Consider the following 13,136-nt stretch of genomic DNA (forward strand, 5'->3'; position numbering starts at 1 on the left):
GTGGTGGGGCAGGTCGCGGTGGTGGTGCGGGAGGACCAGCCGGGGGTGAAGCGGCTGGTCGCGTATGTGGTGCCGGCCGCGGGTGCGGTGCTGGAGGTCGAAGCGCTGCGGGCACACGTCGCATCCGCGCTCCCGGACTACATGGTGCCGTCGGCCTTCGTGGTTCTGGACGCGTTGCCGTTGACGGTGAACGGGAAGCTCGACCGGAAGGCTCTGCCCGCACCCGAACGCGACGTCACCACGGGCAGCCGGGGCCCACGGTCCGTACAGGAGGAGGTGCTCTGCGGCGTCTTCGCCGAGGTGCTCAACGTGGACCGGGTCGGGATCGACGACAGCTTCTTCGAACTCGGCGGCGACAGCATCACCTCGATCCAGTTGGTGAGCCGCATTCGCAGCGTCCTCGGCGTCAAACTGAGCAACCGGGGCATCTTCGAGACACCCACGGTCGCCCAGCTGATGGACAAGCTCGGAACCGGCACCGACAGTGACGGCTTCGAGGTGCTGATGCCGCTGCGTGCCGGGGGGGAGCGGCCTCCGCTCTTCTGCGTGCACGGCGCGGGAGGACTCTCCTGGCCCTACTCGTCCCTGCTCAAGCACATCCCTGCCGAGTTCCCCGTCTACGGACTCCAGGCCCGCGGCCTGGACGGCAAGGGAGGGATCGCGACGAGTGTCGCGGAGATGGCGGCGGACTACGTGGAGCAGATCCGCACGGTCCAGCCGTCGGGCCCGTACCACCTCGTCGGCTGGTCGTTCGGCGGGCTGGTGGCGCACGAGATCGCCACCCTCCTGTCCGAGGCGGGGGAGAAGGTGGCGCTGCTCGCCAACCTCGACCAGACGCCGTACGACCAGTCCTGGGAGGACGACGACTACGCGCTTCCCACGGAGCGGGACGTACTGGAGACCCTGCTCGACTTCGTGGGCTACGACCTGGCCGACGTCCCGCAGGGCCCGCTCGACCACCAGTGGGTGATGGAGGTCATTCGTGGCCGGGACAGCGCCCTGGGCAGCCTGGAGGAACGCCACATCACGGCGTTCATGCAGGTGGGCATCAACAACCACGAGCTCAGCGCCGAGTACCGGCCGCGGCGCTTCGACGGCGACCTGTTGCTGTTCGTGTCCACCGTCGGTACGGACGCCCCGTCCGGCAAGGCGACCGACTCGGTCGGATCGTGGCGGCCGCATGTGGCGGGCGCGGTCAGTACCCACCTGGTCGACGCACACCACAGCCACCTGCTGCAGCCGGAACCGGCCGCCGAGATAGGCCGGGTCCTTCACCAGAAGCTCATCGAACTCGCCTGACACAGGCGCGAGTCCGAACAAATCGACGCAACGAAATGGAGCGTGCCGTCATGGAAACGGCAATATCGGCAGAGGGCCTTCGCAAGCGCTACGGCGACCACCAGGCGCTGAGCGGCATCGACCTCTCCGTCCCGGCTGGAACGGTCCTCGGAGTGCTCGGCCCCAACGGCGCCGGCAAGACGACGACCGTGCGGATCCTGTCCACCCTGCTGGACCCGGACGAGGGCCGGGCCACCGTGGCCGGATACGACCTGGCCACACAGGCGCTGGAAATCCGCCGGAGCATCGGTCTGACCGGGCAGTACGCGGCCGTCGACGAGCGGCTGACCGGGCGCGAGAACATCGAGCTCATCGGGGTGCTCCTGCACCTCGGACGCCGCGCGGCCAAGGTCCGGGCGACCGAACTGCTTGAGCAGTTCGGTCTCACCGACGCCGCCGGCCGGATGGCCAAGACGTACTCCGGTGGTATGCGCCGGCGGCTCGACCTCGCCGCGAGCCTGGTCGCGCGGCCACCGGTGCTCTTCCTGGACGAGCCGACGACCGGCCTCGACCTCACGAGCCGGCTCGCCCTGTGGGACATGATCCGGGAGCAGGTGGTGGCCGGGACGACCGTGCTGCTCACCACGCAGTACCTGGAGGAGGCCGACCTGCTCGCCGACCGCATCGCGGTCATCGACAAGGGCATGGTCATCGCCGACGGAACCCCCGACGAGCTCAAGCGCAAGGTCGGCGGCGAGCGCCTGGAGGTGTCCGTGGCCGACGCGGCGGACCTGCCGGCGGTGGTGCGTGCACTGTCCGCCGTGTCACCCACCGACCCCGTCTTCGACGAACAGGGCCGCACGGTGTCCGTGCCGCTCACCGGCGGCGTGGCGACCATCGCCACCGCCGCGGCCGGACTGGAGGCGCTGGGTATCGAGCCGGAGGACTTCGCTGTGCGTCGCTCCTCCCTCGACGACGTGTTCCTCGCCCTGACCGGCCACACGGGCGGGCCTGCCGCCGACACCCCGGACGCCGCGGACGGGGCCACCACCGCGGGCAGCACGACGCAGAAGGAGAAGGAGCCGGCATGACCGAGGCACTGAGCGACTCATTCGCCCTCGCGGGCCGTCAGATGCGGCACATCCGCCGCATGCCCGAGCAGCTGCTCGGCATCACGGTCATGCCGGTGGCGTTCGTCATGGTCTTCGGCTACCTCTTCGGCAGCGCGATGCAGGTGCCGGGCCAGGGCGGCTACAAGGAATACATCATGGCCGGCATCTTCGCGCAGGTGATGCTCGCCAACATCACCACCACCGCAGTCGGTGTGGTGAACGACCTCAACAACGGTCTGGTGGACCGTTTCCGCGCACTGCCCATCGCCCGTTCGTCCGTGCTCATCGGCCGCACCGTGGCGGACGCCGTGCTGGTCACCTGGACCTGCGCGGTGATGGCACTCGTCGGCTACCTGATCGGCTGGCGTGCGCACAACGGCGTCCTGAAGACCCTCGCCGGGTTCGGCCTGCTGCTCCTCATGGGCTTCGCGATGTCGTGGCTGGGCGCCCTGATCGGGCTCACCCTGCGCAACGTGGAGGCGGTCAGCGCCCTGGCCGGCGTCATCATGATGCCGCTCGCGTTCCTCTCCAACGCCTTCGTACCGCTGGACGGGCTCCCTGGCTGGCTGCGAGCGATCGCGGAGTGGAACCCGGTGAGTTCGGTGGTGTCGGCCGGCCGGGAACTGTTCGGCAACGAACAGGGGGTCGCCGGATCGGCGCTACCGGCCCAGCACCCGATCCCGGCCGCGCTGGTCGTGCTGACGGTCCTGCTCGTCGTGGTGATACCGCTCGCCGTGAGGGCGTACCAGAAGGCGGCCGCACAGCACTGAACCGACAGTGGCCCCCGGTACCCGAGGTCTTCGTGCCTCGGGTGCCGGGGGCCACTGTCGTCAGCGTTCGCGCGGAGCGCCGATCATGAGGAAGAGCACCCGCATCACGAGCACACAGCTGAGCACCAGAAGGTTGTAGCCGAAGAGCTCGAAGAGCCCCAGGCCCTCACTGATCCGGGGCCCGCCGGAGGTGCGCAGCAGTTGCACACCGACCAGCCCGATGATGCCGCCCAGGAATGTCAGCAGCACCTCGTGCACCAGGGAGCGGACGAAACGCCGGTCGGCCGGCTCTCCGAACACCCGCACTCCTACGACAAGTTGGCCGCTCTCCACGGCGCTGCCTATGCGCTCGACGCGCCGGGGCAGCCGGCGCAGCATCGGCAGGACGCTGATGAGTTCCTCGGCCAGTGTCCGCCCCAGCGCCTCGGGCTTGAGCTTCTGCAGATGGTCGGTGACCGCGAAGGAGCGGGCCTCCGCGACGATGTCGAAGCCGGGCACGAGCCGGTCCAGAGAGCCCTCCATGGTGGCCAGCGCGCGGAAGACGGCAGCGATCTCCGGCGGCACGCTGATCCCGTACCGGGCCACGATCGAGAACAGCTCGGCGAACATCTCCCGGTCCGGTTTGACGCCCGGGGCGAAGTGGCGGGCGAGGAACTGCCCGAGAGCACGCTCAAGTTGCCGCTCGTCGATGTGCTCAGGGTGTGTCACCAGGGCCAGCAGGCTGTCGCAGAGGCCGGGCGGGTCGCCTCGGTGCAGTGCGAGAAGCATGCCGCGCAGGGTGGAGCGGAGCGACCGGTCGATGCGTCCCACCGAACCGAAGTCCAGCATGCCGAGCCGGCCGTTCTCCAGCAGCAGCAGATTGCCGGGGTGCGGGTCTGCGTGGAAGACCCCGCTGGTCATGATCTGGCCCAGCAGGCATTCGAGCATCGTCCGGGCCAGCGCGTCCCGGTCCAGGCCCCGTTCGTCGAGCACACCCGAGACACTGTGCAGCGGTGTGCCCTCCAGCCACTCGGTCACCAGCACGCCCCGGCTGCACAGTTCCTCGTGGACCCCGGGCACGCGGATGACCGAGTCGCCGTCGGTCGCCCGGGCCAACGTGATCGCCTCGATCGCGGCGGCCACCGACAGCGTGTTGCGTGCTTCGATCCGGAAGTCCAGCTCCTCCTGGAGCGAGACGGCGAACCCCTGCGCCAGGGCCTTGGCCCCGACATTGCGGCCCCAGTCGGAGTGCTGCTCCAGCTTGGCGGCGAACCGGTAGAGAATGTCCAGGTCGTCCACGACAATGGAACGTGCCCCGGGCCGCTGCACCTTGACCGCCACCTGTTCGCCGGTGTGCAGCCGTGCTCGGTGCACCTGGGCGATCGAACCCGCGGCGATCGTGTTGTGGTCGAACGCGGCGAACACCTCGTCCACCGGTGCGCCCAGTTCCTGGGTCAGGACCTCTTCCACGGCGGGCCAGGGATCCGATGCCGCCTGGTCCTGGAGCTTGCTGAGCTCCTCGATGAACTCGGGGGGCATCAGGTCGTGGCGGGTGGACATCACCTGGCCGAGCTTGACGAAGGTGGCGCCCGCCTCCTCCAGGGCCTCGCGCAGCGCCGGCGCCAGCAGGACCCGAGCGGCGGGGGCCCCGGGCCCCCGCCGCGACTTGCCGCTGAAGAACCGGCCGAGCCCGTGACGGACGAATATCCGGCTGAGCCGGGCGTACCGGCGTGTGCGGGCGAAGCGGCGGCGCACCGCCTCCGGCAGCCGCGCCAGGCCGGGCAGTGTCCGGCCCGGGGCCAGCACCTCTGTCACGGCCAGGAAACCCATGGCCACCAGCAGCGACACCCCGATCTCCAGGCTTATCAGGGCCAGTGGATGCACACCGCGCAGGGGCCTGCTGATCAGGGTGCCGGTGGCGAGACCCACGCCGGCGGTGAGCACGGCGCGTCCCTTGCCGATACTGATGCCGAGCAGGCGCCGGGCGCCCGAGGCGAGACCGGTGAGGAAGACGGTGAGGGACAGCGCGGCCAGGAGGACGAGTACCGCGGGGTTCACCGGTCCTGCCTGCGCCGCAGGTGGTAGGAGACGGTGACGGCGGCGAGCAGCGGGCCCCACAGCAGCAGCGGGGCGTAGCACCAGCCCATGAAGGCGCGGTGGCCGCCGGTGAGCGTGTCCTGGTCGACGCTGTCCCAGATCATCAGCTGACTGAACGTCACCAGGGTCATGATCAGTGCGCCGATGGCGGCCGGCACGACCGCGGCCATCGGGCGGACGGGTCTGCCGCCGATGAAGGGGACCCAACCAGGTACGACAAGGCCCCAGTTGCTGATCAGCCCGAGGGTGAGCAGAGCCACCCCCTCCTGGGCGAGGGTGATCAGCGGCAGGACGAAGTAGCCCGAACCCGGGATGCCGTAGTCGGAGCGGAGCACCGCGTCGCTGTAGCCGACCGGCAGACCCACGGTCATCGAGAGGCGCCAGAGCGATGACGGCAGGGCGGCCAGGGGGACGGCGTGTGCCGCCCAGCGGGCCCAACGGGGCGGAGGGGGAGTGGTGATGGTCGGCGGCTGAGCCTTGGCGCTGCTGGTTTCCGTAGCCATGGAAGGGAGACTGCCCGTCATCTCGTATCTGGTGCAACCGGCCGACGCCCGGCGTGCCTGTCACCCCTGGGGGGCGGCAGGCACGCCGGGCAGTGCCGGTCGAGTGGTCATGAGCACGACCCGTCGGGCCGCCGAACGGGTCAGACGGAAGCGGAGGTTGCCGGTTCCGGTGTCCCGGAGTCGGCCGTGCCTTCCGTGCTGTCGTGACCGGTCGACCCGTTGCCCCGGCCACCCGGCCACCAGGCCCGGTCGCCCAGCATGGTCGTCACCGCGGGAACCAGCAACAGCGCCATGACGAAAGCGGTCAGCAGGATGCCGAACGCGACGGCGAAGCCCATCTGCTGGAGCATGCTGTTCTCGGCGAGGAGCAGTACACCGAAGGTCCCGGCCAGGATGACGGCAGCCGCCCCGATCGTGGACGCGGAGTGGATGATGGCCTGCCGTACGGCCTCCGCCGGGGTGTTGCCCGCCCGGATCTCCTCGCGCAGCCGGGCCACCATGAGGATGTTGTAGTCGGTGCCGATCGCCACGACGAAGAGGTACATGATCACCGGCAGGGTGAAGAGCAGGCCCTGCTCACCCTTGATGCTCTGGAACAGCCACACCGTGGAGCCGAGCGTCGCGGTGAAGCCCAGACCGACGGAGAGCATCAGGTACCAGGGGGCGACAGCGCTCCGGAGCAGGAGCCCCAGGATGATCATGATGGCGACGCCGGCGGCTGGGAAGACCACCGAGTAGTCCCGGTTGGTCGCGTGCTGGATGTCGGCGAGAACCGCCGAGGTGCCACCCACGAGCACCCGCGTGCCCTTCGGCGCGGCGTCGTGGGCGGTGTCGCGGAGCTTCCCCGAGACCAACTCGATGGCTTCCTCGCCGGCCGGCTTGTACTTCAGCACCACACCGATCTGGGCTGCGGCGCCCTTGGACCCGAGTGCGGCCGGCGTGACCTGGCCGAGTCCGGCCGCGCCGAGCTTCTTCGCGTACGCGTCGACCTGCGTCTGCTCGAGCGGGCCGCCGTCCTGCGACTCGACGATGACCCAGGTCGGGTCGGTCTGGCCGGCTGAGAAGCCGCGCTGCAGATCCTCCATGGCCCGGACGGACTCCAGGTCCTTGGGCAGCGAGCCGGTGCTGTCGAATTCGGGGGTGAAACTGAAGACGCCGACCGCGAGTACGGCGAGCAGCCCGCCGGACGCGGCGGCCACGACACCGGGGCGGCGGGCGGTGAGTGACCCGACACGCTGGGCGAGGCCGTGCTTCGGCTGCTTCTTCCAGGCCTTGGACGGCCAGAACGCCTTGGCCCCCAGCAGGGAGAAGACGGCCGGCACCAGGGTCAGAGCGGCGACGAGCGTGACGGCCACCGCGATCGCCAGCGCCGGGCCCATGGCGCGCAGCATCCCGAGACTGGACAGCAGCAGCGCGAGGAAGGCGATGATCACCGCGCCGGCCGCGGAGGCGATGGTTTCGCCGACGCGGGCCACGGCCTCGCTCATGGCCTCCTTGGGGGGCCGGCCCTGTCGCAGGAACTCCCGGTAGCGGAAGAGCAGGAACAGGATGTAGTCGGTGCCGACGCCGAACAGCACCACGATGAGGATGGAGCTGATCGAGGCGTCGGCCTGGAAGCCGCCCAGCTCGGACGTGGCCGAGATCAGCCCGACGGCCACTCCGAAGACGAGGCCGATGATCAGCACCGGCAGGATCGCGATCAGGGGGCTGCGGAAGATGAGCGCGAGCAGCACCACGATCAGCAGCAGGGTCGCCATCATGATCATGGAGTCGGTGTCGCCGGAGGACTCCTGGGTGTCCAGCGCGGTCGCCGCCGCGCCGGTCACGCCCATCCGGAGCGAGGTGCCGTCGAGCAGCGGCTTCGCCTTCTGACGCAGGTCCTTCACCGAGTCGATCAGTTCGGCGTCGTACGGGTCCTTCGTGGTGGCGAAAATGCTCGCCAGCGCGATCTCACCGCCGGCGGACACCGACTTCGGGCTGGTCTCCACCTTCTTGATCTTCTTGAGGCCCGCGTCGTCCAGGGCCGCCGAGATCCTGGACACATCGGCCTTGTCCGCCGTGGTGAGTTCGGCGTTGTCCGAGCGCCGGAACACCGCGATGGAAGCCGGCTGGTCCTGCTGCGGGAACGCCCGCTCCTGGACCTTGGCCGCCTGCACCGACTCGTAGTGGGACGGAAGGAACTCCGCCTGATCGCTCACGGCCTTGAGCGGTGGCGCCAGCGAGGCTGCCGCAATCGCGGCGACCAGCCAGGCGAGGATGGTCAACCAGGGGTGTTTGACGGCGGACCGCCCGATCCTTCCGAACATGGTGCTCCTTCGAGGAAATGCCAGGGCCCCGCAAGTGTCGGCTTCTGTCGGCTCCCGCGTACGGAGTGGCAGCGCTATCTGGCATCAACATGCCGTGAGCGCAAGCCGGTCCGCCCCGGTCCACTCGCTGTCGCGTGCGAATGACGCGTGGTCCACTGCCGGTTGGAGGTTTCGGGGATCTTTCGAGGAAGTTCCTCCGTCCATTCACACAGTTTGGACGAGCAGGTATTTCCGGGTGACTGTTCCGGCCGGACCGGAGGAAAGGATTGGCACGAAGCTGACAATCCAGCGCCGGGCAAAGGTCCGCGTACTCCTGGCACCTTCATGTCAGCGCCGTTGTCCGGTGGCTGACCTGGACAGAAAGTAGTGCCCGATGCTCGGACCATTTGTTCCGCCGGTGCGATGGAGGATTTCTCGTGGAGGTTCATCACATGCGCGAAGTCCCCGCACACGCGCCGGAGCATCGTTCCGAGGACCTGATCGGCCGGATCGTCCCGGACGATCCCGAATTCCGGTTCCGAATCACCGCTGCCCTGGCAGATGCGGAGAAATGGCTCCAGGACTGCGTGGGCAGCGCACCCGATCCGAGGGTCGCCGCGCTCACCTCCCATCTCGCGGCGGCGGGCGGCAAACGGCTGCGGCCGCTGCTGGTGCTGCTCGGAGCCGAGTTCGGCGAGCCGTGGCGGCACGGAGTCACCGAGGCGGCCGTCCTGTCGGAACTCGTCCACATCTCCTCGCTCCATCACGACGACGTGATGGACGGTGCCGACACCCGGCACGGGGCCCCGAGCGTCCATGCCCGATGGGGTGAGCGGGCCGCCGTGCTGAGCGGTGACTGGCTGCTCGCACGGGCCGCCGGGCTTGCCGCGAGCCTCGGCCCCGAAGCCGTCGCCCTCAACGCGCGTACCGCCGAGCGGCTGGTGGCCGGGCAGCTGCGGGAACTGACGGGCCCGGCGCCCGGCCAGGACCCCGTCGCGCACTACTTCCGGGTCGCGGAGGGCAAGACCGCCGCGCTGATGGCGCTGTCCCTGGTGAGCGGAGCCGTTCAGGCGGGCACACCCGCCCCCTGCGTGCCCGCCCTCACCGAGTACGCGGAGCAGCTCGGCATCGCCTTCCAGATCGCCGACGACCTGCTGGACCTGACATCCCTTGCCGAGCTCACCGGCAAGGACCTGGGCAGGGACCTGCTCACCGGGGTCCCGAGCCTGCCCGTCCTGCTGGCGCTTGCCGGCAGCAGCCCCGGGGACCAGGAGCTGCGCACGCTGCTCGGGGACGGCTCCGTGACCGACCCCGCGGACCACCGTCGCGCCCTGGAGCTCTTCGGCCGCTCTCCCGCGATCGGGGAGGCACGGACGATGGTGCGGCAACGGCTGGACCGCGCCCGTGCCGCGCTGGAGGCGCTGCCGGACCTGCCGGCGCGACGCGCCCTCACCGAGCTCTGCGACGTCGTCGCCGAGAGCCGGGTCTGAACGCGCCCCGGAGTGGCACCCGGACGCCGGGGTGGTGCGGCACCGAACGGCACGAGGAGGGATGGTCATGACGATGAACGAGGGGCCCGGGCGCGCCCGGACCCGGCTCCGGGCACCGGCTCGCCATGCCGGGCGCGGAGCCGGCTGCCAACGTTGTCCTCCGCTGCCGGACCATGCTTCCGATGTCCCGGACACCGTGCGGGAGCAGCTGGCCGAGGAGTACGGGGGCCGAGCTCAGGTACCTCTGCCGCACCGCCGTGCACGCACGCGTCGATGACGTCATCGATCCCGCGGACGCCCGGCCCGCGCTCGTCGGCGGCCGTGACGCTCCTTGCCGAACCCGCCGGTCCGACCTCCCGCAAACCGGGCGACCCGCCCCGTGAGGAGTCCTGATGTCCGTACTCGCACTCGCAGGACCGCTGGGCCCCACCCTGCTCAGGGTGATCAGCGGCAGCCCCGGACCGGACGAAATCGCCGCCGCCACCGCGCTCCTGGGCTCCCTGGCCGCCTTGGCCGCCCCCGAGAACGCGCAGGAGGCGGCCCGCCGTGGCCCCACGGCCCGGTGCCGGCCGGATCCGGCACTCCGGCCCCCGGGGTCCTGGACGGCCCGTCGGTGAGACGGACCGGTGGCCCGGACAGCGGCTTGCTGACGCCGTCGTCGCAGAGGACTGTGCCCTGCTAGTCAGCGAGGACAACGACGAAACCGGTCGCACAGACAAGGCTGCGGCGTCTATCAGGAGGCAGTCCGTGCGTCAGGTGGTGTTCCGGATCCTGGGGCCGTTGAACGTCAGCGCCGACGGTCGTCCGGTCGTGCTCCAGGGGGGCCGCCAGCGCACCATCATGTCGATGCTGCTGCTTGCGCCCGACCGAGTGGTGTCCGTCGACGCCCTCGCCGACGCGGTCTGGCGCGGGAACCCGCCCGTGACCGCCCGCAATCAGATCGCCATCTGTGTGTCCGCGCTCCGCAAGACGATCAAGAACGCCGTCGGCGTCGAGGACCTCTTGGTCACGAGCCACCCCGGGTACGTGCTCCACGCGGGTGAACACCGCATCGACGCGGTCGAGTTCGAGGACCGGGCGGCCAGGGGGAGGGAAGCGGCCCGCCTGGGCCGGATCGAGGAGGCCCGCGACCACTTCGAGGTGGCCCTCGCCATGTGGCGGGGCCCCGCGCTCGAAGGCGTCCTGGCCGAGCGTGTGGAGGCGGAGGCCGCACGGCTCACCGAGATGCGCCTGGACGTCTACGAGGAGCAGGCCGGACTCCGACTCCAGCTCGGGCAGCACCGGGAGCTGATCGGTGAGCTCAGCGGGTTCGTGCGCGAACACCCGCTCCGGGAGCAGGTCAAGGCACACCTGATGCTCGCTCAGTACCGCTCCGGCCGCCGCGCCGAAGCGCTGGAGACCTACCGCGAGGGACAGCGGATACTCGCCGGCGAACTCGGTATCGCTCCCGGCCCCGCGCTGCAGGAACTGCATGAGCAGATCCTCGCCGACTCCCCGGAGCTCGGCCTGCCGGCCGAGATCTCGGTGCTCGCGTCCCCGACTGCCGTGCCGGCCCATCTGCCGCCCAGCGTCGCCTCCTTCACCGGACGTCGCACCGAACTGGCCTCGCTGGACCGGCTGCTGGAGCACCTGAACGGCAGCGCGCTGCCGGTCGGCTCCATCACCGGCACCGGCGGCGTCGGCAAGACCGCCCTCGCCGTGCAGTGGGCCCATCAGGTCGCCGCCCGCTTCCCCGACGGTCAGCTCTTCGCCGACATGCGTGGCTACGACGGGGAGGAGCTGCCCCGCAGGCCCGGCGCCGTACTCGACACGTTCCTGCGCGCGCTCGGTGTGCCGGGGTCACAGATCCCCGCCGAGCTGGCCGAGCGCACCGCTCTCTTCCGGAGCGTCCTCGACGGCCGACGGGTGCTTGTCGTGCTTGACAACGCGCTCTCCTTCCAGCAGATACAGCCCCTGCTGCCGGGCAACGGGCGCTCCTGTGTGCTCGTCACCAGCCGGGACAGCATGGGCAGCGCGTTGGCCGGGGACTACTGCTTCGTGCCCATGCAGCTCGGCTCGCTCGAACAGGACGAGGCCATCGCGCTCCTGTCCGGTGTCGCAGGGGACGCCCGGTTCAGCCGTGACCCGGTGGGTGCCGCACGCCTCAGCGAACTCTGCGACAGACTGCCGCTCGCCCTGCGGATAGCCGCTGCCCGGCTCGCCGCCAAGCCGCACTGGTCGGTCCGCACCCTGGTTGCCCGACTGGAGGACCAGCACCGCAGACTCGACGAACTGACTCTGGACGAGCGCGGCGTCCGGGCCGGGCTGCGGCTCAGCTACCGAGACCTGCCCCCTGACACCGCACGCATGTTCCGGCTGTTGGGCGTCCTTGGCGTCCCGGACTTCGCCGCCTGGGCGGGGGCGGCGCTCCTCGGCATCGACCCGGTCGACGCCGAGGACCTCATCGAACAGCTGGTCGACGCGCAGCTGCTGGAACCGCTGCGCGGTGCCAACGGCCTTGTCCGCTACCGCTTCCAGGACCTGCTGAGACTCTTCGCCCGCGAATGCGCCGAGGCGGAGGACAGCGAGACGGACCGGCTCGCGGCGACCGGGCGGGCCCGGGGAGCCTGGCTGGGGCTTGCCGACGAGGCGCACCGCCGTGTCTACGGGGGTGACCGCACCGTCATCCACGGACCGGCGCAGCCGCACCCGCTGCCGGGCGACCTCGTCGAGGACCTGCTGAGCAATCCCATGGAATGGTTCGAGAGCGAACGTGTCTCGATCACCGCCCTGGTGGAACACGCGGTGATGTACGACGCGTCCGCGTACGCCTGGGACCTGGCCATGACCAGCGTGGAACTCTTCCGGAACCGTAACCACCTCCAGGACCGGCGCCATCGCGGGGAACGCGCGCTCGAAGCGGCGGTACGGTGCGGCGACGCCATGGGGGAGGCGGTCGTGCTGCACTCGCTCGGCACTCCGGGAATCGACCAGTGGTCGTACGACCCGGCGCACGCACGACTGCCCCTGGCCCTGCGGCTGACGGCCCGGGCCGAGGCGCAGAGCACCCTCGGACTGGCCGAGGCCCTGCTGCACGAAGGGGACGGACAACAGGTGCGGGCCGCGGCCCGGCGCGCGCCCGAACTCGTCAGGGGCAGTGGTGACCGCCGGGGCGAGGCTCACGCATCGCGCATGCTGGGGGCGGCGCTGTGGTGCCGTGGGAAGGCGCAGGAGACCGAGGCGCTCCTGCGGCGTGCGCCCACGACCTCGGCCCCGGTGCCCGACCGTTACCTCGAGGCGCGGGCCGCGCTCGTACTCGGCTGCGTTCAGGCGCTGCGTGCGGACCGGGCCGGCGCGGCGGACAGTTTCAGGGCCGCGCAGGCGCTCTTCGGCGAAGTGGGGACGCCGACGTGGCAAAAACGCTGCGCACAACTGCTGTTGCTGGTCGAGGACGGCAGGACCATCGTCACGCACGAGCTGTTCGCACTGGTCAGGCCCTGATCCGGGCGGGACGCCCCGGATGCGCGGCGGCCGGCCACGGCCTGTTCGCGCGCGGTCACGCCCGGCACGGTAGGGCCGGCGTCCGGATGCCGCTGGACGATCGTTCCGCGCGGTACCCGGTTCACTCCCCGGCACCTTCTTC

At 70.5% G+C, this 13,136-nt stretch carries 9 protein-coding genes; 6 read left to right on the forward strand and 3 right to left on the reverse strand.

Annotation, left to right across the window (positions count from 1 at the left end; all coding sequences use genetic code 11):
- The 3 genes from ACFVJX_RS30965 to ACFVJX_RS30975 form a co-directional block, all read left to right on the forward strand.
- Window positions 1-1,299: alpha/beta fold hydrolase (locus ACFVJX_RS30965; RefSeq protein ID WP_385746290.1), on the forward strand; the 1,299-nt coding region annotated here is incomplete at its 5' end.
- Window positions 1,300-1,349: 50 nt separating this feature from the next.
- Complete coding sequence (locus tag ACFVJX_RS30970) at window positions 1,350-2,369, forward strand: ATP-binding cassette domain-containing protein (RefSeq protein WP_384134238.1); 1,020 nt, start codon at window positions 1,350-1,352, stop codon at window positions 2,367-2,369.
- Window positions 2,366-3,160, forward strand: a complete 795-nt coding sequence (locus ACFVJX_RS30975; protein ID WP_384134241.1) for an ABC transporter permease — start codon at window positions 2,366-2,368, stop codon at window positions 3,158-3,160. Before ACFVJX_RS30970 ends, ACFVJX_RS30975 begins: the two co-directional genes overlap by 4 nt.
- A gap of 60 nt (window positions 3,161-3,220) precedes the next feature.
- Here the strand turns inward: ACFVJX_RS30975 and ACFVJX_RS30980 are convergent, their stop codons facing one another.
- The 3 genes from ACFVJX_RS30980 to ACFVJX_RS30990 all read right to left on the reverse strand — a co-directional run bounded on the left by ACFVJX_RS30980 (window position 3,221) and on the right by ACFVJX_RS30990 (window position 8,045).
- Window positions 3,221-5,197: an ABC1 kinase family protein gene (locus tag ACFVJX_RS30980; RefSeq protein WP_385746295.1), complete on the reverse strand. Its 1,977-nt coding sequence runs from the start codon at window positions 5,195-5,197 to the stop codon at window positions 3,221-3,223.
- Window positions 5,194-5,739: a hypothetical protein gene (locus ACFVJX_RS30985; RefSeq protein ID WP_384134247.1), complete on the reverse strand. Its 546-nt coding sequence runs from the start codon at window positions 5,737-5,739 to the stop codon at window positions 5,194-5,196. The genes ACFVJX_RS30980 and ACFVJX_RS30985 overlap by 4 nt, the downstream gene beginning before the upstream one ends.
- Before the next feature lie 140 nt (window positions 5,740-5,879).
- Window positions 5,880-8,045 carry an MMPL family transporter gene (locus tag ACFVJX_RS30990; protein WP_384134250.1) on the reverse strand — a complete coding sequence of 722 codons (2,166 nt, stop codon included), beginning with the start codon at window positions 8,043-8,045 and terminating at the stop codon, window positions 5,880-5,882.
- A gap of 431 nt (window positions 8,046-8,476) precedes the next feature.
- On the opposite strand from ACFVJX_RS30990, the gene ACFVJX_RS30995 reads away from it, so the two are divergent.
- The 3 genes from ACFVJX_RS30995 (at window position 8,477) to ACFVJX_RS31005 (ending at window position 12,994) form a co-directional block, all read left to right on the forward strand.
- Window positions 8,477-9,514, forward strand: a complete 1,038-nt coding sequence (locus ACFVJX_RS30995) for a polyprenyl synthetase family protein (RefSeq protein ID WP_384134253.1) — start codon at window positions 8,477-8,479, stop codon at window positions 9,512-9,514.
- A gap of 392 nt (window positions 9,515-9,906) precedes the next feature.
- A complete protein-coding gene (locus ACFVJX_RS31000) occupies window positions 9,907-10,131 on the forward strand; it encodes an acyl-CoA carboxylase epsilon subunit (RefSeq protein ID WP_384134256.1) in 225 nt (74 codons plus the stop codon).
- A gap of 130 nt (window positions 10,132-10,261) precedes the next feature.
- Window positions 10,262-12,994 (forward strand): BTAD domain-containing putative transcriptional regulator, encoded by a 2,733-nt coding sequence (locus ACFVJX_RS31005; protein WP_384134258.1) that lies wholly within the window; start codon window positions 10,262-10,264, stop codon window positions 12,992-12,994.
- Window positions 12,995-13,136: the final 142 nt, after the last annotated feature.

Origin of the sequence: Streptomyces sp. NPDC127177, assembly GCF_042672475.1 — a bacterium.
GTDB lineage: Bacteria > Actinomycetota > Actinomycetes > Streptomycetales > Streptomycetaceae > Streptomyces.